General features: G+C 68.2%; 22 protein-coding genes and 1 pseudogene. 13 read left to right on the top strand and 10 right to left on the bottom strand.

Annotated elements, in window-relative coordinates:
• Positions 1-266: 266 nt before the first annotated feature.
• Together AC3WRI_RS01550 and AC3WRI_RS01545 are read right to left on the bottom strand one after the other, a co-directional pair.
• Positions 267-353: pseudogene (locus tag AC3WRI_RS01550) on the bottom strand (twin-arginine translocation signal domain-containing protein); the annotation flags it as partial.
• Positions 350-835 carry a (2Fe-2S)-binding protein gene (locus AC3WRI_RS01545; protein ID WP_011617287.1) on the bottom strand — a complete coding sequence of 162 codons (486 nt, stop codon included), beginning with the start codon at positions 833-835 and terminating at the stop codon, positions 350-352. The pseudogene AC3WRI_RS01550 and the gene AC3WRI_RS01545, both read right to left, overlap by 4 nt.
• Positions 836-978: 143 nt before the next feature.
• Between AC3WRI_RS01545 and AC3WRI_RS01540 the strand changes: the two genes are divergently transcribed.
• Positions 979-1,845: a LysR substrate-binding domain-containing protein gene (locus tag AC3WRI_RS01540; RefSeq protein ID WP_439669122.1), complete on the top strand. Its 867-nt coding sequence runs from the start codon at positions 979-981 to the stop codon at positions 1,843-1,845.
• A gap of 17 nt (positions 1,846-1,862) precedes the next feature.
• On the opposite strand, the gene AC3WRI_RS01535 is transcribed toward AC3WRI_RS01540, so the two are convergent.
• Positions 1,863-2,414 (bottom strand): MarR family winged helix-turn-helix transcriptional regulator, encoded by a 552-nt coding sequence (locus AC3WRI_RS01535; RefSeq protein ID WP_492292414.1) that lies wholly within the window; start codon positions 2,412-2,414, stop codon positions 1,863-1,865.
• 95 nt (positions 2,415-2,509) lie between these two features.
• On the opposite strand from AC3WRI_RS01535, the gene AC3WRI_RS01530 reads away from it, so the two are divergent.
• From AC3WRI_RS01530 to AC3WRI_RS01520, 3 genes are all read left to right on the top strand, one after another.
• The gene (locus AC3WRI_RS01530) at positions 2,510-3,487 is read left to right on the top strand and encodes a Bug family tripartite tricarboxylate transporter substrate binding protein (protein ID WP_010814512.1); all 978 of its coding nucleotides are present in this window, start codon (positions 2,510-2,512) and stop codon (positions 3,485-3,487) included.
• Positions 3,488-3,504: 17 nt separating this feature from the next.
• A complete protein-coding gene (locus AC3WRI_RS01525; RefSeq protein WP_492292412.1) occupies positions 3,505-5,073 on the top strand; it encodes a sulfatase-like hydrolase/transferase in 1,569 nt (522 codons plus the stop codon).
• An 80-nt stretch (positions 5,074-5,153) separates the two neighbouring features.
• Positions 5,154-5,705, top strand: coding sequence for a host attachment protein (locus AC3WRI_RS01520; protein WP_234788113.1), 552 nt, complete (start codon positions 5,154-5,156; stop codon positions 5,703-5,705).
• A 48-nt stretch (positions 5,706-5,753) separates the two neighbouring features.
• On the opposite strand, the gene AC3WRI_RS01515 is transcribed toward AC3WRI_RS01520, so the two are convergent.
• Positions 5,754-6,008 carry a hypothetical protein gene (locus AC3WRI_RS01515; protein ID WP_492292411.1) on the bottom strand — a complete coding sequence of 85 codons (255 nt, stop codon included), beginning with the start codon at positions 6,006-6,008 and terminating at the stop codon, positions 5,754-5,756.
• 273 nt (positions 6,009-6,281) lie between these two features.
• A complete protein-coding gene (locus tag AC3WRI_RS01510) occupies positions 6,282-6,992 on the bottom strand; it encodes a GntR family transcriptional regulator (RefSeq protein ID WP_492292410.1) in 711 nt (236 codons plus the stop codon).
• 176 nt (positions 6,993-7,168) lie between these two features.
• Here AC3WRI_RS01510 and AC3WRI_RS01505 point away from each other — a divergent pair, with 176 nt between their 5' ends.
• The 7 genes from AC3WRI_RS01505 (at position 7,169) to gabD (ending at position 14,833) form a co-directional block, all read left to right on the top strand.
• Positions 7,169-8,842 (top strand): GMC family oxidoreductase, encoded by a 1,674-nt coding sequence (locus AC3WRI_RS01505; RefSeq protein WP_492292408.1) that lies wholly within the window; start codon positions 7,169-7,171, stop codon positions 8,840-8,842.
• A 48-nt stretch (positions 8,843-8,890) separates the two neighbouring features.
• Positions 8,891-9,802 (top strand): TauD/TfdA dioxygenase family protein, encoded by a 912-nt coding sequence (locus AC3WRI_RS01500; RefSeq protein WP_010814518.1) that lies wholly within the window; start codon positions 8,891-8,893, stop codon positions 9,800-9,802.
• Between the two features lie 35 nt (positions 9,803-9,837).
• Positions 9,838-11,259: an aldehyde dehydrogenase family protein gene (locus AC3WRI_RS01495; RefSeq protein WP_454750252.1), complete on the top strand. Its 1,422-nt coding sequence runs from the start codon at positions 9,838-9,840 to the stop codon at positions 11,257-11,259.
• Between the two features lie 194 nt (positions 11,260-11,453).
• On the top strand, positions 11,454-12,689 hold the full coding sequence (locus tag AC3WRI_RS01490) for an AI-2E family transporter (RefSeq protein ID WP_010814520.1): 1,236 nt from the start codon (positions 11,454-11,456) through the stop codon (positions 12,687-12,689).
• A gap of 107 nt (positions 12,690-12,796) precedes the next feature.
• Complete coding sequence (locus AC3WRI_RS01485; protein ID WP_010814521.1) at positions 12,797-13,012, top strand: hypothetical protein; 216 nt, start codon at positions 12,797-12,799, stop codon at positions 13,010-13,012.
• Positions 13,013-13,108: 96 nt separating this feature from the next.
• A complete protein-coding gene (locus AC3WRI_RS01480; protein ID WP_041688119.1) occupies positions 13,109-13,312 on the top strand; it encodes a DUF3079 domain-containing protein in 204 nt (67 codons plus the stop codon).
• Positions 13,313-13,384: 72 nt separating this feature from the next.
• A complete protein-coding gene (gene gabD / locus AC3WRI_RS01475) occupies positions 13,385-14,833 on the top strand; it encodes an NADP-dependent succinate-semialdehyde dehydrogenase (RefSeq protein ID WP_011617296.1) in 1,449 nt (482 codons plus the stop codon).
• A gap of 10 nt (positions 14,834-14,843) precedes the next feature.
• Here gabD and AC3WRI_RS01470 read toward each other — a convergent pair whose 3' ends face one another.
• Genes AC3WRI_RS01470 through AC3WRI_RS01460 form a run of 3 tightly spaced genes read right to left on the bottom strand, consistent with a single transcriptional unit; the run spans position 14,844 to position 16,910 of the window.
• Complete coding sequence (locus AC3WRI_RS01470; protein ID WP_492292406.1) at positions 14,844-15,686, bottom strand: hypothetical protein; 843 nt, start codon at positions 15,684-15,686, stop codon at positions 14,844-14,846.
• A gap of 22 nt (positions 15,687-15,708) precedes the next feature.
• Entirely contained in the window at positions 15,709-16,080 is a 372-nt protein-coding gene (gene flhD, locus AC3WRI_RS01465) for a flagellar transcriptional regulator FlhD (RefSeq protein ID WP_492292404.1), read from the bottom strand.
• Positions 16,077-16,910 carry a helix-turn-helix domain-containing protein gene (locus AC3WRI_RS01460; RefSeq protein ID WP_136227868.1) on the bottom strand — a complete coding sequence of 278 codons (834 nt, stop codon included), beginning with the start codon at positions 16,908-16,910 and terminating at the stop codon, positions 16,077-16,079. The genes flhD and AC3WRI_RS01460 overlap by 4 nt, the downstream gene beginning before the upstream one ends.
• A 242-nt stretch (positions 16,911-17,152) precedes the next feature.
• Here AC3WRI_RS01460 and AC3WRI_RS01455 point away from each other — a divergent pair, with 242 nt between their 5' ends.
• The gene (locus tag AC3WRI_RS01455; protein ID WP_011617299.1) at positions 17,153-19,147 is read left to right on the top strand and encodes a PAS domain-containing hybrid sensor histidine kinase/response regulator; all 1,995 of its coding nucleotides are present in this window, start codon (positions 17,153-17,155) and stop codon (positions 19,145-19,147) included.
• Between the two features lie 109 nt (positions 19,148-19,256).
• Positions 19,257-20,237 (top strand): Bug family tripartite tricarboxylate transporter substrate binding protein, encoded by a 981-nt coding sequence (locus AC3WRI_RS01450; protein WP_010814528.1) that lies wholly within the window; start codon positions 19,257-19,259, stop codon positions 20,235-20,237.
• Here the strand turns inward: AC3WRI_RS01450 and AC3WRI_RS01445 are convergent.
• Both AC3WRI_RS01445 and AC3WRI_RS01440 read right to left on the bottom strand, forming a co-directional pair.
• The gene (locus AC3WRI_RS01445; RefSeq protein WP_492292402.1) at positions 20,221-21,078 is read right to left on the bottom strand and encodes an IclR family transcriptional regulator; all 858 of its coding nucleotides are present in this window, start codon (positions 21,076-21,078) and stop codon (positions 20,221-20,223) included. The two genes, AC3WRI_RS01450 and AC3WRI_RS01445, sit on opposite strands and share 17 nt — an antisense overlap.
• Positions 21,075-21,902, bottom strand: coding sequence for an IclR family transcriptional regulator (locus tag AC3WRI_RS01440; protein WP_010814530.1), 828 nt, complete (start codon positions 21,900-21,902; stop codon positions 21,075-21,077). The genes AC3WRI_RS01445 and AC3WRI_RS01440 overlap by 4 nt, the downstream gene beginning before the upstream one ends.
• Between the last annotated feature and the right edge of the window lie 178 nt (positions 21,903-22,080).

Here is a 22,080-nt window from a genome sequence, read left to right as displayed (position 1 = left end):
TCGCCGCGGCTACGCCAGTTCGAACCCATGCCGCGCCAGCGGCAGTGAACGGATGCGCTCGCCCGTGGCAGCAAACAGCGCATTGGCCAGCGCCGGCGCCAGCGTCGGCACCGCCGATTCCCCCACGCCGTCGGCGCCGATGTCATCACGCCCTGCCCCAGCTCGGCGGAAGGCACCATGATGGTCACGCTGCCATCGGCATCGATGCGCAGCCACGCGTTGATATCGTCGGGATCGCGCGCGGGCGCATCCGCGGCCTTTGCCAGCGGCAGGTGGAAGCCCAGCACGAACGCTGCCGGCCCGGCGCTGGCAGCCTGCAGGAAGCGGCGGCGACTGGTGTGGCATTCGCTCACGATTGCGCCCTCCCGTCGGTATCGGCCATGCTCTGTCCCCTGGCGGCGCGCAGGATGGCGCGCTCCACGCGCGGGTAGGTGCCGCAGCGGCACAGGTTGGTGATGCCGGCGCGAATGTCTTCAGGCGCGGGCTCCGGGTTCTCCTTCAGCAAGGCGCAGGCGGCCATGATCATGCCGGACTGGCAGTAGCCGCACTGCGGCACCTGCTCGACAATCCACGCACGCTGCACCGGATGCGAATTGTCGGCCGACAATCCCTCAATGGTCGTAATGTCGGCACGTGCCACGCTGCCCACGGGCGTGATGCAGGCGCGCACGGCCTTGCCGTCGACATGCACGGTGCAGGCCCCGCACAGGCCGGCACCACAGCCGAACTTGGTCCCGGTATAGCCCAGGTAGTCGCGCAATACCCACAGCAGGGGCATGTCGCGGTCGGCATCGACGGCATGGCGCTTGCCGTTGATCTTCAGCTGCAATTTCATCGGGGTCTCCTCGTCGCGCACCGGCTTCGCAGTGGCCGGTTCGGTGCGGCCCAGTATCGGCCGCGCGGCATGGCAGGACAATCGACTTGTTTTGCCATGACCTGTGAGGCAAGATCACAGCCATGATCCGCAGGCTCCCCTCGATGCAAGTCCTCCAGGCCTTTGCCGCCACCGCGCGCACGGGCAACATGACGCGCGCCGCCGATGCGCTGTGCGTGACGCACGGCGCCATCAGCCGCCATATCCGTGCGCTGGAGGCACAGCTGGGCTGCACCCTGTTCCTGCGCGCCGGCCGGCAACTGGAACTGACCGCCACCGGGCGCGAGCTTGCCGATGAACTGGAAAGTGCCTTGCGCGCGGTCGAACTGTCGCTGGCCGGTGCCACCGAGCGCCGCGCGCGTGAACGCCAGTCGCTGAGCGTCAATGTCAGCCCCGAGCTGGCCGGCGCCTGGCTGGTACCCAAGCTGCCGCGGTTGCGCGAAGCCCTGCCCGGCCTGGACCTGTCTATCGCAGCCAGCACCGACGACCCGAACTTCGCCCGCTCCGACCTCGACGTCAGCCTGCGCTACGGTCCCGCGCCCTTCACCGGCTACCAGTGCGTGAAGCTGCTGGACGACGACATCATCGCGGTATGCAGCCCCGACTTCGCGCAGCGGCACGCGGGCATGACGGCCGCAGACGCCGCGCACCTGCCGCGGCTGCGGCACGCGCGCTTTCGCTGGGCGCAATGGGGCGCGGCGGCGGGGGTGGTGCTGGACGAGCCGGAAGACGGCATCGTCTTCGACTGCCGCGCACTGCTGATCGAAGCCGCCGCCAGCGGCCTGGGGCTGGCGCTGACGCGCGCCTTGCTGGCACGGGAGGCTATCGCCGCGGGCAGGCTGGTGCAGCCGTTGGCCGCCAGCTTTCCCGCGAGCCACAACTGCTACATCGTCTGGCGTGGGGACAATCCCAAGCAGGCGCTGATCCGGCGCTTCGCGCTGTGGCTGCGCGACGCTGCGGTGCAGGCGTGACCGGCACCGCCCAGCCGCTAGCCCTTCCCTCCCCGCCACACCTGCAGCAGATCCCACGCCGGCGCTTCCCCTTCCGGCTGTGGCAACGCTTGCGCCTCGACCAGCATCGCGCCGGCCTGCGCCTGCAGCTTGTCCAGGCAGCGCGACAGCACGCGTGCCTCTTCCGCCGTCAGGCAGGCAGCCAGCCGCGTATTGAAGTCCCGCGCCTGTGCGAACGCTGCACGGTAGACGGCTTCGCCTTGCTCGGTCAGCGTGAAGGCTGCTGCGCGCCGGTCCTGGGTACGCGTTTCGCGGCGCACCAGACCGCGTTCCACCAGGGCGTGGACGGCGCGGCTGGCCAGCACCTTGTCCAGGCCGGCGCTTTCGGCCAGTTCGGTCAGCCGGGTGCCTGGCTGCTCGCCAAGGAAGGAGATCATGCGCCATTCGCGCCGCGTGACGCCCGCCCTGGCGCGCAGGTGCAGCGCCGCGGCGCCCAGCGCGACGCGGTTCAGGTGGTAGATCCGGTAGTTGATGAAATCCGCCAGCCGCTGCGGCCGCTGCAGGCGGTTGCCGCTGTTGTCGTGTGCCATGCCACACCTGCCAATTAGTTGACTTTGTCAATTATATCGACGGGTGTTAGCTTGCATCGACGCCGCTCGCCGGCGGACAACAAACTGGAGACATCGTGAGCCCTCGCACCTTCCTTCCCCGCTTCGCCGCGTGCCTGCTGGCGGTTGCCGCTGCATGGTCCGCGCCCGCCAGCGCGCAGTCGGACCGTCCGCTGCGCATCCTGGTGGGCTACCCGGCCGGCGGCACCGCCGACCTCGCCGCACGCCTGGTCGGCGACAAGCTGCGCGAGACCCTGAACCAGACCGTGGTCATCGAGAACAAGCCCGGCGCCGGCGGGCGGCTGGTGATGGACTACGCGCGCACGCAGCCGGCCGACGGAAATACCCTGGTGGTGGCCAACTCGGCGGTCATGACCATTGCGCCGCTGGTCTACCGCAAGCTCAACTACGATATCCAGCGCGATTTCACGCCCGTGGCGCAGGCCGCCAACTTCCAGCTGGCGCTCGCTACCGGGCCGGCCAGCCCGGCGCGCACGCTGAAGGACTATGTGGCATGGCTCAAGGCCGGTGCGCAGAACAACTCCTACGCCTCGCCGGCGCTGGGCAGCATCCCGCATTTCTTCGGGCTGATGATCGGCAAGCAGGTTGGCATCGACATGCTGCACGTCCCCTTCAACGGCTCTGCGCCGCTGATGAGCGCGCTGGTCGGCGGGCAGGTGCCGGCTTCGGTCGACACCCTTGCCGACCTGACCGAAATGCACCGCGCCGGCAAGATCCGCGTGCTGGCGACTTCCGGCACCCACCGCTCGGTGGCGCTGCCCGATGTGCCGACCTTCACCGAGCTTGGCTACAAGGGCATCGAAGGTGAAGGCCGCTACGGCCTGCTGGCACCCGCGGGCACGCCGCGCCCGGTGCTCGACAAGCTCAACGCCGCCATCGTCAGGGCCGTGCAGTCGCCGGACGTGCGCGACAAGTTCCTCAAGCTGGGGCTGGAACCCGCAACCGGCCCGGCCGACGCCTTTGCCGGCGTGCTCAAGGCCGACGCCGGCAAGTGGGCACCGGTGGTCAAGGCGTCCGGCTATACCGGCGACTGAAACCCGGCAAACCGACCATGACGATCCGCAATACCCTCTTCATCATGTGCGACCAGCTGCGGCGCGACCACCTGGGCTGCTACGGGCATCCGGCGCTGCGCACGCGCAATATCGATGCGCTGGCCGCGCGCGGCGTGCGCTTCGACCGCGCCTTCGTCACCTCCGGGGTCTGCGGCCCCAGCCGCATGAGCTTCTATACCGGCCGCCATGTCAGCAGCCACGGCGCCACCTGGAACCGCGTGCCGCTGTCGGTCGGCGAAGTCACGCTGGGCGAATACCTGAAGCACAGCGGCCGCGCGCTGGCGCTGGCGGGCAAGACCCATGTGATGCCCGACAACGCCAACCTGAAGCGGCTGCACCTGGATGGCGGCACTGAGCTGGAAACGCTGCTGCGCAGCGGCCACTTCACCGAAGTCGACCGCCATGACGGCCACCACGCCGAGCCGCACAGCGCCTACGCCGACTGGCTGCGCCAGCAAGGCTACGACAGCGCGGATCCGTGGACCGACTACGTGATCAGCGCCGAGAACGAACGCGGCGAGATCGTCTCCGGCTGGCACATGCGCAACGCCGGCCTGCCCGCGCGCGTGGCCGAGCCGCATTCCGAGACCGCGTACACGGTGGACCAGGCGATGCGGTACATCGCCACGCGCGGCGACGATCCGTGGGTGCTGCACCTGTCGCTGGTCAAGCCGCACTGGCCCTACCTGGCGCCCGCGCCCTACCACGCCGCGTATTCGCTCGATGACTGCATGCCGCTGCAGCGCCACGACGCCGAGCTGGAAGACCCGCACCCGGTGCTGTCGGCCTACCGCACGCAGGAAGAATGCGCCAACTTCATGCGCCAGGAAGTCTCGGACACGGTGCGCCCCGCCTACCAGGGCCTGATCCAGCAGATCGACGACCGGCTCGGCCAGCTCTGGGAACAGCTCGAACGCCTGGGCCGCTGGCAGGACACTCTGATCGTCTTCACCGCCGACCACGGCGATTTCCTGGGCGACCACTGGCTGGGCGAGAAGGAGCAGTTCTACGACACTGTGCAGAACATCCCGCTGATCGTCTACGACCCCTCGCCGGCAGCGGATGCCACGCGCGGCAGCGCGCAGGCCAGCATGGTCAGCGCGGTCGACGTGGTGCCGACGGTGCTGGACGCACTGGGCCTGCCGCCGGCCGACCACCGCGTCGAGGGCCGCTCGTTGCTGGGCCTGACGCGCGCGGGCGAGCGAGCCTATGCCGGCAGCTGGCGCGATTTCGTCGTATCCGAGCTGGACTATGCCTATCGCGGCGCTCGCGTGGCGCTGGGCCGCCATCCCGGCGAGTGCCGCGCCTGGATGGTGCGTGACGCGCGCTGGAAATATGTGCACTGGCAAGGGTTCCGGCCGCAGCTGTTCGACCTCCAGAACGATCCGCAGGAGTATTTCGACCTGGGCAGCGACCCCGGCCACGAAGCCGTGCGCAGCGCCATGCGGTTGCGGTTGCTGGAGTGGTTCTGCACGCTCAAGCCGCGCGTGACGGTAACCAGCCAAGAGGTAGCGGCCAAGACCAATGTGTACAAGCAGGCCGGCGTGTTCTTTGGCGTGTGGTGACTACGCCCGGCGTCATCTGCGGTCCGGTGACGTCCCCCTGCCCGGATGGCGTATCCTTTGAAGCGAGGGATGGGGGACCGGTGTTCGCACCGGCAACCGGAGCGATCATGAAACACACCTGGATTCTTGTGGCGGACGAATCCCTCGCCCGCATTTTTGCCTCGCACGCCTCAACCGCGCCAATGGCTCTGGTTGAGGAAATCACTGACGCGGCAGCACATGGCGACCGCGCCAACCTGCGTCGCGACGCCTACGGCCGGCGCGGCCACGCCGCCGTACAGGGCGACGCCGGGCACCCCGGTGCCCACCAGGCCGGGCCGTCCACCGTCACATCGTCGGCCGGCGAGGATGAACTGCACCAGGAAGCGCAGCTGTTTGCCCGCCGCGTGGCGGACTACCTTGCCGATGCGCGCAACAAGCAGCGCTTTGACTCACTGGCGCTGATCGCGGCGCCGCGTTTCCTGGGCCTGCTGCGCAAAGCCCTTCCCGCCGGCGTCACCGACGTCATCACGAAGGAAATTGGCAAGGACTTTACCCACGTGCCCAACAACGACCTGCAACAACGGCTGGCCGACGAGGACATCATTCCCGCACGCCGCGACGCGCGCGTTGTTACCGGCCGGGACCGATAGTGAAGCCGCGCCGCCTCCGGTGCCAGGCCACCGGCGGCGGCGCCGGCGTCAGCGGGCCGTGCCCGAGCCGCTGGCTGCACCGCTGCTGCCGCTGGAGGTGCCGCTCGGGCTGGTCGTGCTGGTAGCGCCGGACGTGCCCGTAGAAGTGCTTGAGCCAGGGGTGGCGCTGCGGCTGCGGCTCTGTTCGGTGACCGAACCGGAGCCGGACAGCGAGCCAGAGCCGGTGGTGCTGCCGGTGGCGGTGCAACCCGCCAGGAAGCCAATTGCGAGCAGGGCTGTGCCGATGCGTAGTGTTGTTTTCATGTCGTCCTCCATCTAGCATGGTTGGCGGCAAGCCTTGCTACACGGCGCAGGCTGCCGGTGAGCGCGCTGGAACGCAGCTCTGCTGCGGAAGACGCAACTGACGTACCAGCGGCGCCATACGACGAGCGGCGCGAGCCGGGTTGGCAACGCGGCGCCCGGCAATGCGGGAAAGTGACATGACTGCGGTCCGGCCACAGTAAGAAGTGCGCGCCGCGGGTAAAAGTTACCGCGCCGGCGCAGTTCAGTATCGACTGAAGATGGCAGGCATCCGTGCTAGCGCGTCAGTGTCCACTTGTAGGCATAGCGGTCCGGGCGGAACAGCAGTTCGCCGCAGAACAACGGTGTGTCCTCGATGTCATGCGGCGTGCTGCGCAGGCGCAACAGCGGTTCGCCCGCGGCAACACCGAGCCGGCGCGCCACGTCCGCGGGCGCGGCAACGGCGGTAGCTTCCATCGCCACTTCCTTGAACCGGTACCCGAGCCGGCTTTCAAACAGCGACATGGCGTCGTTGGTTTCCAGGTCCTCCTGCACCAGGCGGCGCATCAGCGGCTCAGGACCCATCAGGGTGAAATGCGCGACGGCCGCGTCATCCCAGTACCGCACGGTGGCCACGCTCAGCACTTTCTCGCCAGGTTGCAGACGCAGCGCCGCCGCCACATGGGCCGGCGCGCGCACCAGCCGTACCGACGCCAGCTTGCCGTAGGCGAGCTGGCCACGGGCGCGTGCGGTTTCATAGAAACCGGTCAGCGCGCCAAGGCTGGGCGTGTCTGAGGGACGAGTCACGAAACTGCCCTTGCCGTTGACCTTCTCGATCAGGCCGGCGTTGTGCAGCCCGGACAGGGCCTGGCGCACGGTGATCCGGCTAACCGCGAATTCCGCCACCAGCTCCGCCTCGGACGGAAGCTTGGCGCCCGGCCCCCATGTGTTGCTGGCGATTCGCTGGCGAATCTCGTTTTCGATCTCTTTGAACCTGGGCAGCGCCACTTATGTTCCGCCTTGGCGGCGGCTCCGAACTGGGTGGAAGGGATTATACCTATCATGACAGCCTGCGGCGTAACCCTATTGACCTGTTATAACAGGTAATGGCAGTATCCGTCGTCACCAGATATGCGCGCGCCCCCGCAGATCACCGCATGCTGGCAACTCAGGAGACACGCAAATTGAATACCAAGACATCACAAGACACCGCCAGCGCGGCGGCGGAGTTCGACTACATCGTGATCGGCGCGGGATCGGCGGGGTGCGCCGTGGCGGGGCGCCTGGCAGAAGATCCGAGTGCGACCGTGGCGCTGCTCGAGGCCGGGCCGCATGATCATCACTTCTCGATCTGGGCGCCGGTGGGCATTGCCGCGGTGGTGCCCAAGGCCGGCCCGCGCAACTACGCCTACTACACGGTACCGCAACCGGGCCTGAACGGCCGCCGCTCCTACCAGCCGCGCGGGCGTGGCCTGGGCGGCAGCTCCTCGATCAACGGCATGGTCTATATCCGCGGCCATCGGCGCGACTACGACGACTGGGCCGCGCTCGGTTGCCGGGGCTGGGGCTTCGACGACGTCCTGCCCTACTTCCGCCGCAGCGAGCGCAATCCTAGCCTAGCCGGCCAGGAACATCCGCTGCACGGCAATGACGGGCCGCTGCACGTGAGCGACCTGCGCTCGCCCAATCCGTTTGCACAGCGCTTTGTCCAGGCAGCGATCCAGGCCGGCCTGCCTCACAACGACGACTTCAATGGCCACAGCCAGGAAGGCGTCGGCCTGTACCAGGTGACGCAGCGCAACGGCGAACGCTGGAACTCGGCGCGGGCCTACCTGCACAACGGCAATGCCGCGGACACAGCGCTCAATGGCGGCCGTCGCGGCCTGGCGGTGCTGACCGATACGCAAGCGCTGCGCATCGTGTTCGAAGGCAGGCGCGCTGTCGGCGTGGAAGTCGTGCGCGGCGGGGCAGTGCAGACCCTGCGCGCACGGCGCGAGATCGTGGTCAGCGGCGGCACCTTCAACTCGCCGCAGTTGCTGCTGGCATCCGGCATCGGCCCGGCCGCGCACTTGCGCAGCTTCGGCATCGACGTGGTCCATGACCTTCCGGGCGTGGGCGAGAACCTGCAGGACCACCTCGACATCATCGTCAACAAGCAGCTGCAAACGACCGAGCTGTTCGGCAAGACCGGCCGCGGCATGTTGCGGCTGGCGCGCGAGGTGATGCGCTACCGGCGCAACCGCACCGGCATGGTGTCGTCCAATATCGCCGAGGCCGGTGCGTTCCTGCGCAGCCGCCCCGAGCTGGACATCCCGGATGTGCAGCTGCACTTTGCCGTGGCGCTGCTCGGCAACCGCAACCTGGGCAAACTGGGCCACGGCTACTCCTGCCACGCCTGCGTGCTGCGTCCGAAGAGCCGCGGCCATGTGCGCCTGCGCAGCGCCGACATGCGCGAGACGCCGGTGATCGATCCGCGCTTCCTGTCGGCTGAGGAAGACATGGCCGGCATGGTCGCAGGCGTGCGGGCAATCCGCCGCATCTTTGCGCAGCCTGCGCTGGCGCAGTACGGCGGGCGCGAAATCCTGACCGACGCTTTCGGCCCCGACAGCAGCAATGAAGCCGCCATCCGCGACTTCGTGCGCACGCACGCGGACACGGTCTACCACCCGGTCGGCACCTGCAAGATGGGCGTCGACAACATGGCGGTAGTCGACCCGGAACTGCGCGTGCAAGGCGTGGAGGGCCTGCGCGTCGCTGACGCATCGATCATGCCGACGCTGATCGGCGGCAACACCAACGCCCCCGCCATCATGATCGGCGAAAAGGCTGCGGACCTGGTCAAGGCCTCGCACCGCTAAGCCGGCTATCCCCCTGCATCGGCAACCACTACACCGAGGAGACACCCCATGCAAGCCACTGCCGCAACCACCATCAGCCCGGAAGCCTACCGCGCGCTGGACAATGAAGCCTTTCCCTTTGCCGTGCGCCGCTGCACGCCGACGATCGGCGCCGATGTCGAAGGCATCGATTTCCGCGAGCCGCTGGACGACGACACCTATCTCTCACTGCGCCGCGCACTGCTGAAGTACAAGGTGCTGTTCTTCCGCAAGCAGGCAATCACGCCAGCCCAGCACGTGGCCGTGGCGCGCCGCTTCGGCGAGCTGGAAGTGCATCCGATGTTTACCAACCACCCGGAACATCCCGAATTGGTTGTATTCGGGCGCGATGGCACGACGCGCGGGCGCGAGAACCTTTACCACTCGGACGTTAGTTGGCGTGAGATCCCGTCGATGGGTTCGATGCTGCGCTGCGTGGAGTGCCCGGAGGTCGGCGGCGATACCATGTGGATCAATATGGCCGCGGCCTATGAAAACCTGCCGCAGGACATGAAGGCCCGCATCGCCAACCTGAAGGCCGTGCACGACGCCATGCCGACCTTCGGCTCGGCGCTGAACGAAGAAAAATACGCGGAGATGCGCGCCAAGTATCCGCCGATGGTGCACCCGGTGGTACGCACGCACCCGGAAACCGGCGAAAAGATCCTGTTCGTCAACGAAGCCTTCACCACGCATTTCGCCAACTTCGTCAAGGAAGCGCCATATCGCATCGGCTCCGACTACCGCCCGGCCGAACTGGACCTGCTGCAGTACCTGTACCGCCAGGCCGCCGCGCCAGAGTACCAGGTGCGCCTGCGCTGGCAGCCGGACACCATCGCGCTCTGGGACAACCGCTCCACGCAACACTACGCGGTGCAGGATTACTTCCCGGCCGTGCGCCATATGAACCGCGCCACCATCATCGGCGACCGCCCGGTCTGACCGTCCCCACCCAAAGACAATCCGAGGCAACCGGCATGAACATCGTCGACAAGTTCTATATCAATGGCAAGTGGGTGCAGCCCGCAGCGGGCGCGACCCAGGCCGACATCATCGATCCTGCCACCGAAGCGGTCGCGGGCACGCTCGCCATGGGCACCGCGGCGGACGTGGACCAGGCCGTGGGCGCGGCGCGCGCAGCCTTCCCGGCCTGGTCGGTGTCCACGCGTGAAACACGCATCGCCCTGCTTGAGCGCATCATCGCCGCCTACCAGGCGCGCATGGGCGACCTGGCGCAGGCGGTGCGCCAGGAGATCGGCGCACCGATTACGCTGGCCACCAATCTGCAGGCCGCGATCGGCCTGGCACAGCTGCAGGCAACGCTGCAGGCGCTGCGCGACTTCGAGTTCGAAACCACCCGCGGCAACAGCTGCATCCTGCGCGAGGCCATCGGCGTGGCGGCGCTGATCACGCCGTGGAACTGGCCGCTGAACCAGATCGCGGCCAAGGTGGCGCCGGCGCTGGCGGCGGGTTGCACCGTGGTGCTCAAGCCATCCGAGATCGCGCCGCTGGACGCCCGGATCTTCGCCGAGATCATGGATGCCGCGGGTACGCCGCCGGGTGTCTTCAACATGATCTATGGCGAGGGCCGCGCGGTGGGGGCCGCGCTGTCGTCGCATCGCGACGTCGACATGGTGTCGATCACCGGCTCGACCCGCGCCGGCGTGGAAGTGGCCATCAGCGCCGCGCCCACGGTCAAGCGCGTGGCGCAGGAGCTGGGCGGCAAGTCGCCGATGATCATCCTGGACGATGCCGACCTGCAGGCGGCGGTGACCAGCGGCGTGGCGCAGTGCACGGTCAACACCGGACAGACCTGCATCGCGCCGACGCGCATGCTGGTGCCGCGCTCGCGCTATGAGCAGGCCGTGCAGATTGCCGCCGCCGTCGCCAACGCGGTCAAGGTGGGCGACCCGTCCGACCCCGAAACCAAGATGGGCCCGATCTCCAACCGCGGCCAGTACGACAAGGTGCAGCGCCTCATCGGGGTGGGCATCGAGGAAGGCGCGCGCGTGGCCGCAGGCGGCCCCGGCCGCCCCGACGGGCTGCAGCGCGGCTTCTATGCGCGCCCGACCATCTTTGCCGACGTGCGCAATGACATGACCATCGCGCGCGAAGAGATCTTCGGGCCGGTGATATGCCTGCTGCCGTACGACTCAGAAGAAGAGGCGGTGGCAATCGCCAATGACACCGAGTTCGGCCTGGCCGCCTACATCGCGTCGGCCGACGCGGCGCGGGCACGCAAGCTGGCCGCTCGCCTGCGCGCCGGCAGCGTGCGCATCAACGGCGCGACAATGGACCTCACCGCACCGTTCGGCGGCTACAAGACGTCCGGCAACGGGCGTGAATACGGCCCCGAAGGCATTGCCGAGTTCCTTGAAACCAAGACGGTGACAGGTTGAGCCTGCGCGCTCCCGCCCGCAGTCACCGTACCGCCCGGTCGTGCAGCGCCATGCTGCCGGCCGGGCGGTGTCGCTTGTAAGGCGCCTCGCTGCCGAGCTTGTCTGACATGCGCAGGCGGCGGCGTCCGACAGCCGCAGCCTGCCGGCCAGCTATCTTCATAGCAGCGCCAGGCCTTTTGCCAGGGCGCCCGACTATGTCGACCATTCCCGATTCCGCGCCTTCTTCGCTGCCCCCTGCTTCGCCCGTTCCGTTGCCCGCCGACGGCAGCCCGCATGCCGGCGCCGACACCGAGGGCGCCGCCGGGTCCCGCACGATGGCGGAGATGGCTGACTCAGTCGTGCCGGCCGATGCCGTCACCGCCTCGCTGCACCGTGCCAGCGTGGCACTGGTGGTGCTGGCGACGCTCTTTTCGCTGTACGCCGTGCATATCGCACGCGAATTCCTCATTCCGGTGGTGCTCGCGATCGTCCTGGCCTACCTGCTGGACCCGCTGGTCTGCGCGTTGCAGCGGCTGGGCCTGCCGCGCGCGCTGGCGGGCACCGTGGTGTTGCTGGCCGTGCTGAGCGCCCTGCTCAGCGGCGCCTACCTGCTGCAGGGGCAGGTGGAATCGATCGTCAACAGCCTGCCCGAGACGGCCAGCAAGCTGTCGCGCTCGGTCGGCGCGCTGATGAGCGGCGACGATTCCATGTGGCAGAAGGTACGTCGCGCCGCCACCGTCCTCAGCGGCACAGGCCAGCCCCCGCCCGCACGCGGCACGCAGGTGGTGGTGGAGCAAGCGCCCGCCCAGATCCACAACATGCTGCTGGCCGGCTCGGTCAGCATCTTCACCATGGCCGGACAGGCAGTGGTAGTGGTCTTCCTGCTGTACTTCCTGCTGCTGGCCGGCGATACCTTCAAGCGCAAGTTCATCAAGATGGTCGGGCATACCATTTCCGAGAAGAAGATCAGCGTGCACATGCTGGACGAGGTCAACCGCTCCATCCGCCGTTACATGGGCATGCTGCTGGTGACCAATACGGCCCTGGGCGCCTGTACCTGGCTGCTGCTCAAGTGGCTGGGCGTGCACAACGCCGGCAGCTGGGCAATCGCGGCCGCGGCGCTGCACCTGGTGCCCTACTTCGGCGCCCTGGCAATCGCGGTCTGCCTGGGGGTGGTGACCTTCATGCAGTTCGGCACGCTCGGCATGGCAGCCGCGGCAACGGTCGGATCGCTGCTGATCGCCACGCTGATCGGGTCGGTCGTCACCACCTGGATGACCGGCCGCATGGCGCGCATGAACGCGGTGGCCGTATTTGTTGCACTGCTCCTGTTCACCTGGCTCTGGGGCGTATGGGGCATGTTGCTCGCCATCCCGCTGATCACCATCGCCAAGGTGGTTGCCGATCACATTGAAGGGCTCGAAGTGGTGGCAGAGTTCCTTGGCGAATAGCCGCCCGCCATCGCCCAACGGCACTATCGATCCGCCGCTATACTGGAAAAGCGAATGCTGCACCACAGCATTCTTGCTACGCCGGGATCGTGCGGAGGAAAACAATGATGTCTATATGCGACCTGTGCGAGTCGCAGCTGGACCGGCCGGGCCACGTGCCGCCGCATCCCAGGCTGGTGATGTCGGCGACCTTGCGCACCGCCAGCGGCCAGAATGCGTTTGTGTACCGTTGCGCGCACTGCGGCCAGACACTGCTGCTGGCCTCGCCCGATGGCGAGGCGCCCGACCGCTGGACCCGGCTGGATGCCGACGGATGGGACTGAGCGGGATGGCTCCCGGCTGACTTGTGCTTGCGGTTGCGCAAATCGACGGCTTGCGGGTGTGGGCATAATCGTCTCAGCAGTTCCCAACCGCAAGCCATGGCCAAGAAATTTCCCCTTCATCCCCGCCACCCCGAGCGCATCTGCTGGGGCTGCGACAAGTACTGCTCCGTAGACGACATGGGCTGCGGCAACGGCTCCAGCCGCACGCAGCACCCGATTGAACTGCTCGGCGACGACTGGCTGGAGTACGGCGACTGGGGTATCGAAGCACCTGCCGGTCCGCCAGAGACCTCAACCTAGACCGCCGGATTACAATCGTTGTCTCAGGCTTCCACAAGACGTCCGGCACCGCCGGCATCCACCGAGACAACCATGCTGAACCTCCAGGACTCCTCGCTGCTGCGGCAGCAGTGCTATATCGACGGCCGCTGGGTCGACGGCGAGCGCCGCATCGACGTCACCAACCCGGCCACCGGCGAGCGCGTGGGACAGGTCCCGCAACTGGGCGCCGATGAAACCCGCCAGGCCATCGAAGCCGCCAACCGCGCGCTGCCGGCATGGCGCGCCCGCACCGCCAAGGAGCGCTCGGCGCTGCTGCGCAAATGGTTCGAACTGATCATGGCCAACCAGGAAGATCTGGCGCGCATCATGACCGCCGAACAGGGCAAGCCGATCGCCGAAGCGCGCGGCGAAATCGCCTACGCGGCCTCGTTTATCGAATGGTTTGCCGAGGAAGGCAAGCGCGTCTATGGCGACACCATCCCGGCGCCGGTCAGCAACCAGCGCATAGTCGTGACCAAGGAGCCGGTGGGGGTATGCGCAGCCATCACGCCGTGGAACTTCCCCGCCGCCATGATCACGCGCAAGGCCGGCCCGGCCCTGGCGGTAGGTTGCACCATGGTGCTCAAGCCGGCATCGCAAACCCCGCTGACAGCGCTGGCGCTGGTGGCCCTGGCCGAGCGCGCGGGCATTCCGGCCGGGGTGTTGTCGGTGGTGACCGGCTCGGCCGGCGCCATCGGCGGCGAGATGAGCAGCAACCCGCTGGTGCGCAAGCTCACCTTCACCGGATCGACCGAGGTTGGCCGCGTGCTGATGGCCCAGACCGCGTCGACGATCAAGAAGGTGTCGATGGAGCTGGGCGGCAATGCGCCCTTTATCGTGTTCGACGATGCCGACCTGGACGCGGCGGTTGAAGGCGCGATCGTGTCCAAGTACCGCAATGCCGGGCAGACCTGCGTCTGCGCCAACCGCATCTACGTGCAGACGGGCGTGTACGAGGCGTTTGCGCAGAAGCTGGTGGCGGCAGTAGCGGCCCTGAAGGTCGGCAACGGCATGGAAGATGGCGTGCGCATCGGCCCGCTGATCGACGACAAGGCCGTGGCCAAGGTGGAAGAGCATATCGCCGACGCGCTCGGCAAGGGCGCGCGCCTGCTGCAGGGCGGCCAGCGCCATGCGCTGGGGCATTCTTTCTTCCAGCCGACCGTACTGGCCGACGTCGGCGCCGGCATGCTGGTCGCGCGCGAGGAAACCTTCGGCCCGCTGGCACCGCTGTTCCGCTTCGAAACCGAGGATGACGTCGTCGCCATGGCCAACGACACCGAGTTTGGCCTCGCCAGCTACTTCTATGCCCGCGACCTGGGCCGGGTCTGGCGCGTCTCCGAACGCCTGGAATACGGCATGGTGGGCGTCAATACCGGCCTGATCTCCAACGAGGTGGCGCCGTTCGGCGGCGTCAAGCAGTCTGGCGTGGGCCGCGAGGGCTCGCACTACGGCATCGAGGATTACCTGGTCATCAAGTACACCTGCATGGCCGGCATCTGATTGCCGCGACTCAGTACGCCGTGTCCGCGCACACGGCGTGCCGGGGCTCGGGGCAGCGCCCGCCGTGCCGGCAGGTGTCGCGAAAGCGCGCGATCCGGTCATGGACACGCTGCATCTGCTCCAGCTGATAGCTGGCGCGCGCAGCGCTGTAACTGGCGCCGAACTCATACAGGGCGCCAGCCGCGGCGCGGGATAGTCCTTCCAATGCCTGCGCCAGCTCCCGCCCTTCCACGCTGCGGTGCCGGCGCAGGCGCCAGGACAAGGCCTCCTGGCCCCGCGCAAGCAGGCTCTGCTCAAGGTAGCCAAGCTGCTCGGCAACGGCCTGCGCGCCATGCAGCGCCGACAGGTAGGCGCACACCACCGCCAGGCGCTGGTTCATCTCCCCGCCGCGGCCCAGCAGTTCGCGGGCACAGGTGCGCAAGGTATCCGCGTCAAACGCCTTGACTTCGTCGGTGGCTTCCTGTGCATAAGCGGCCAGCGGCAGCACCGTGACTGCCAGGCCCGGCGGCAGCACGCTGGTGAAACGGCTGGCGATCGCGTGCTGCACGGTGCAGTCCAGTTCGCAGCAGGTCGGCACAGCGGCATCGACATAGAATTCCAGCGCCGGCGGCCGCCCGTGGTCCATCGACACCACGGCGCGCGCAGGCGGGTGCCCGGCCATCGCAAGCACCTCGAGGCCTGCCTCGACACAGCGCTGCTCATCGGGCTCCGCCCCCAGTGCCTGGACAATATCCTGCATCTGCAGCGTGCCAGAGAGTTCCATGCGGGTTGGCCCGGGCGGGTGGTCCCCCCTGCGGCCGCGGTCGAGCGCCATCCGCTTCCATTCGACTTGCGTCATCGCTTTGCCCGTCATACAGCCTCCGATTTTGGTTCCACTACCCGCGCTGCGCGGCCATCACGATGGCCGCGTGCATGTTCTGCAGGGCATGCAGCGGCTCGGCGCCGGTCAGCGCGGCCACCAGCATGCTGTCTTCCAGCCTGAAACGGCACAGCACCAGGTTGGAGCGCGCCAGTGCCACCATCTGCTGCGGCGTGAGCGCGGCCAGCACACGGCCCACTTCGCGCTCGATGCCAAGCCGGAACAGGGCCTCGGGCTCGTTCTCGCGCATCAGCCGCTGCACCAGCAGCAGGTAGGAGAGGTTCAGGTCCGTGATTTCCCGCAGGCTCTCGCCGACCAGGTCGCTGGCCGTCTCTTCAGCCGCGGTGCCGGCCGGTGTTGCATGTTCGTGCTGGCCGGGCTTGGTCATTCGGCTGCCACAGCCTGGCCACCGGCCGTGCGCGGTGCAAGCCGGCGGGCATCGTGCGGGCCGCGCCGGGGCACCTGCCGATCGCACGCAGGCGCGTGCGCGGAGATCATCGGGCGCTCGGCGATGGCCCGCAAGGCGGGCTTGTCGAGCAGCGAGATGGTGCGGTGCCTCACCCGGATCAGCCCGCAGTCCGCCAGCCGCGAGAACTGCCGGCTGACTGTTTCCAGCGTCAGGCCGATATAGCTGCCGATTTCCTCCCGGCTCATGCGCAGCACGAACTCCGAGGACGAGAAGCCGCGCGCCGCAAAGCCTTCAGCCATCCACAGCAGGAAGGTCACCAGCCGCTCTTCGGCGGTCATCAGCGCCAGCATGGTCTGCAGCGCGCGTGCGCGCTGCGCCTGTCCGCCGAGCGCCAGGAACAGCTGGTTGGCAAGCTCCGGCATGCCGGCGGCGGCGCCGCGCAGCGCGTCCATGCCGAGCATGCACAGCTTGGTGTCTTCCAGCGCGGTGGCGTAGGACGCATAGTGCGGATGCGCGAGGCTGTCCAGCCCGACCAGGTCACCGGGGAAGTGGAAGCCGACCACTTGCGTGCGGCCGTCTTCCGTGGTCACGTGGGTCTTGACTGTGCCGACGCGGATTGCGTAGAGCGAGGTCACGGGGTCGCCCAGCAGGTACAGGCACTGGCCCTTGCGCAGGCGCACCGTGCGGTGGAAGCCACGGGCGCCGCCCGGCAAGCCCCGTGCGCCTCCCAGGCAGAAGCGGGCCAGTTGGCAATCTGCGCTGCACGGCATGCCGTCGCACGGCAGGTGGCATTCGTCTAACTGTGTCATTGGCGCCTCTGGATGGAAGAGCTGAAAGCCCTTGTGCAACCATTCTATGGAGCCAGTTTCCCCAGACAATCCGCACATTCTGATTTGCAGTACAGAAGCTTCTGATCCGGACCTGCGCTGCCGGGGCCACCGGCATCCCCGGCCATTGGCCCTGCCAGGCTGCTTGCGGGGTATCCTTGCTACAAGACCAGCACCGGATGCGCTGGCGGGCCACGCCGGCAGGACGCCGTTCAGGACATGCCATGACAAGACCCCCCGAGGACCCGCAGCAACCCGCCGGAAGCGTACCTCGCCCCGACGCTGGCGAGCCATCGGGCGGGCGTTCGCAAGAGATCCGGGCCGACCTGCCCGATGTGCCTTACCAGACCCTGGTGGACTCCGTGCAGGACTACGCCATCTTCACGCTCGACGTCGGCGGCCATGTCTCCAGCTGGAACAAGGGCGCGGCGCGCATCAAGGGCTATGCCCGCGAGGAGATCCTGGGCAAGCATTTCTCGCAGTTCTACACGCCGGATGCGATCGCCCGGAGTTGGCCGCAAGCCGAACTGAAGGCCGCGGCCGAACAGGGCCGGTTCGAGGACGAGGGGTGGCGCGTGCGCAAGGACGGCAGCCGCTTCTGGGCCAATGTCGTCATCACCGCCCTGAAGGACGCCGAGGGCCGGCTGATCGGCTTCGCCAAGGTCACGCGGGACATGACCGAGCGGCGCCGCGCCGCCGAGGCCCTGCACCAGAGCGAAGAAACCCTGCGGCTGCTGGTGGAGGGGGTCAAGGATTACGCGATCTTCATGCTCGATCCCGGCGGCCATATCGTCAGCTGGAATTCCGGTGCCTCTTATATCAAGGGCTACCGCCGCGACGAGATCATCGGCCGTCATTTCTCGGTGTTCTATCCGCAGGAGGATGTTGCCGCTGGCAAGCCGTCACGGCACCTGGCACTGGCGCAGCGCGTCGGGCGCGTGGAAGACGAAGGCTGGCGCGTGCGCAAGGATGGGTCGCTGTTCTGGGCCAATGTCACCCTGACAGCGGTATACGACGAGTCACGCACGCTGCGCGGCTTTGCCAAGGTGACGCGGGACATGAGCGAGCGCCGCCGCCGCGAAGAGCTGGAACGCTCCAGCCAGCGCATGAATGAGTTCCTGGCCACCCTTTCGCATGAACTGCGCAATCCGCTGGCGCCGGTGCACAGCGCGCTCGCGGCGATGCGGCTGGCGCCGGAGGATGCGGTGCTGGCAAACCGGAGCCTGGCCATGATCGAGCGCCAGGTGACCCACCTGAGCCGGTTGGTGGACGACCTGCTCGACATCGGGCGCATCACCTCCGGCCGGATCGAGCTGCGCATGGAGCCGGTCGAGTTCAACGAGATCATCGCGCTCGGCGTCGAGGCAGCGCAGCCGGCGCTGGATGCCAAGTCGCAGTGCGTCGAAGTGCGGACCCATGCCGGCTCGATCCCAATGCGTGCCGACAAGACGCGGCTGGTGCAGGTCATGCAGAACCTGGTGCTCAATGCATCGAAATTCTCGCCGCCCGGCTCGTCGGTGACGATCGCCACCACCATCCAGAACCGCACACTGCAGGTCCAGGTAATGGACCAGGGCTGTGGCATCGGGCCCCAGGCCATCGACGAGATCTTCAACCTGTTCATGCAGGAAAGCCGTCCGGGCACCGACTTGCATGGCGGGCTGGGCATCGGCCTGTCGCTGTGCCGGTCACTGGTTGAGCTGCATGGCGGCACCATCTCTGCCGCCAGTGCCGGGGCGGGACAAGGCAGCACCTTCACGCTGCGGCTGCCGCTGACGGCCTCGCACAAGGAGGACCCCCGGCCAGGAGCCGCACTGCCGGCCCAGGGTCCGGTCGCACCCGAGTTGCAAGCGCAGCGCATCCTGCTGGTCGACGACAACCGCGACGCCGCCGACAGCCTGGCCATGCTGCTCGAGATATGCGGCCACGAGGTGACCATTGCCTACGACGGCGCCGAGGCCCTGCATGTGGCGCCCCGCTGCCGCCCGCATATCGCGCTGATCGACCTGGCCATGCCCGGCATGGACGGCTTCGAAGTGGTGCGCGCCATGCGCCTCGTGGCCGGCACCGAGCTGACGCGCTTCGTGGCGCTGACCGGCTTCGCCCAGCCGGCGGACCGGCAGCGTACCGAGGCCGCCGGCTTCGACGCACACCTGGTCAAGCCGGTGGAGCTGGAAACGCTGTTCGGCACCATCGCCCGGCTGCGCCCGCCGGAATGACCCGTTCCGGCACCGAACCCGACCTTCGCCAATTCCAAACACGCGCCTGCCGGCGCTGCGACACACTGACGGCCATTCCATCGCAACAGATCACAGAAAGGAGACAGCGATGCAGGGTTGGATCAGGCGTGCAGCCGCGGGGCTGGTATTTGCGTTCGCGGCCACGGCCGCCGGTACCGCGCTGGCGGACTATCCCGACAAGCCGGTGCGGCTGGTGGTGCCCTTTCCGCCCGGCGGCGCCACCGACCTGCTGGCGCGCGAGATCGGCAACGCACTGTCGGCGCGGCTGCACCAGCCGGTGGTGATCGACAACCGGCCCGGCGCCGGCGGCAACCTGGCGGCCATCGCGGTGGCGCGGGCCCCGGCCGACGGCTATACGCTGCTGTTCGGCACCTTCGGCTCGCTGGCGGTCAACAAAAGCCTCTATGACAAGCCTGGCTACGATCCGCTGAAGGACTTCGCGCCGGTGGCTTCGGTCGCCTACCTGCCCAACGTGCTGGTGGTGCATCCCAGCGTGCCGGCGCGCACCGTGCAGGAGCTGCTGGCGCTGGCGCGCAAGGAGCCGGGCAAGCTGACCTATGGCTCGTTCGGCAACGGCTCGTCGTCGCACCTGGCGGGCGAGCTCTTCACCCACCTGGCGGCTGTCAATATCACGCACATTCCGTACAAGGGCAGCGCCGCGTCGATGACCGACCTGATCGGCGGGCGCATCACCATGATGTTCGACAGCGTCTCGACCGCGCTGCCGTATATCCGCGACAACCGCGTGCGCGCGCTGGCGGTGACGACGCAGAAACCCTCTGACCAGCTCCCAGGCGTGCCCACGCTGGCCGCCGCCGGCGTGCCCGGCTACGAGCTGACCGCGTGGTTTGGCGTGGCCGCGCCGGCCGGCACGCCCAAGGCAGTGATCGACCGCCTCAACGGCGAGATCGTGGCGGCGCTGAAGCAGCCTGACCTGGCCGCCAGGCTGGCCAGCCAGGGCACCGTGCCCTTCCCCGCCACGCCGGCGCAGTTCGGCAGCTATATCCGCGCGCAGTTCGAGAAGTGGGACAGCCTGATCAAGTCGGCCAACATCAAGCTGGACAACTGATAGCCTGAGCCCAGGCCGTGTCCGGCGCGCCGAAGCGCCACGACAGCCGGCGCGCCGCCTGCCGCACCAGCGCGGCAGTGGCGCCCGCGGTGCTGCTGTCAAAGCTGCCGCTCGAGCCCATCACGGCGATCACCAGCACCAGGCTGCCGGTGTGGTCGAATACCGGCGCCGCCAGCGTGTCGATGCCCGGCACCGGGTGGCTCAGCGCATTGTCGAGCCGGGCCGCGCGCACCTGCGCCAGGCGCCCGGCGTAGGCCGGCGCCAGCTTGCCGCCGGGTTCAAGCACTTCGGCCGCGGCAGCGCCGGCCATGCGCAAATCGTCCTTTTCCAGCAAGCCCGCCAGCACGTTGGCTGGCAGGTACGCAGCGGCGGTGCGGCCAATCGCGGTATGGACCAGCGACAGCACCGTGCCCACGCGCAGGCTTACGTGCTGGGGCCGCGCCGATTCCTCCAGCCGGACCACCGTGGGCCCCAGCGGCCCCAGCACTGCCATGGCCACGCTCAGGCCGGTGGCGCCGGCCAGCTCGATCACCTCCGGTTCCGCCTCACGCGTCGGCGACAGCCGCTGCAGCGCGATCAGCCCCAGTTCCAGTCCCAGCGGTCCGCACAGGTAGTTGCCCGCGGCATCGCGCGCCAGCAGGCCGGTCTTCTGCAGGCTGACCAGATGCGGGAACGCCTTGGCCGGCGGCATGCCCGCGGCCAGCGCCAGGTCGCGCAGCGCCAGCGGCCGGCCGGCAGCCACCAGCGCCACCAGCAGCTGGCCGGTGCTGTCCAGCGACTGGATGCCGCGCTGCGGCTTGCCGCCTTCCAGGTCTTGCTGGGCTTCGGTCGCGCTGCTCATGCCAGGCGCCCCTCTTCATCGCGCAGCGCGGCGCCGATGTCCGCCGCCGCGGCCAGCAGGGCCTGCGCCGCAGCGCCGCGCCAGTCCACCTCGATGGCACCGGTCGATCCCACCAGCGTCAGCACCAGCCGCAGCACGCCAGCGGCGTCCAGCACCGGCACGCTGAGGCTGCTGACAGCCGGGCTGGGCGTGTCGATGCTGCGCTCGATGCCGCGCGCTCGGATTTCTCCCAGGCTGGCGCTGAAGGCGGCCAGGTCGGACTCGGCCGCGCCCGGCTGCTGTGCGCGCCACAGCGGCTGCCACAGTGCCGGCGGCTGGAAGGCACAGAACACGCGCCCGGTGGCCGTGGCGGCCAGTGCCATCACCGTGCCCACGTGCAGGTTGACATGCAGCGGCGCGCTGGCCGGCACATAGCGCACGATGGTCGGGCCCTGCGGCCCGGCAATGCTGATTGCCACGCTGAATCCGGACGCCTGCGCCAGCGCATCCACCCGGGGCTGCGCGGCGCGCCAGGCGGCGTCCTGCTCCAGGTGCAGCATGCCCAGCTGCAGCGACAGCGGCCCGGGCTCGTAGCGGCCGGAGAGGTGGTCGCGCTTGATCAGGCCCAGCCGCGTCAGGCTGACCAGGTAGGCATGCGCCTGGGCCGGCGCCAGCTGCGCCGCCTCGGCCAGCGCGGCCAGCGGCATTGGCGCGCGCGCGACCGCCAGCGCCACCAGCAGGCGCCCGCCCACCTCCACGCTCTGGATGCCGCGCTGCGCCTTGTCGGCACGCGCAGCGGGCTCGTCCGCCTGCGTTCCTGCTTCCCCAGCCTTGCGCCTGGCCATTGCCATCCTGTGTGATCGGAAAACCCGGATATTAATCGAACGCCTCCCGTTGCCGTGCGCACGGGGGTTTACCCGAACAAACTCCACCTGCCTCCGATGGCGTTCGCGGCATGTCTCAATTATTTGTCATAGACTAATCATTTCGCTATTGATTAATTTTTTAACGTTTCCTAAGATT

This window comes from Cupriavidus sp. FW305-27, from assembly GCF_058787995.1.
This window is presented reverse-complemented; position numbering and strand designations above follow the sequence as displayed.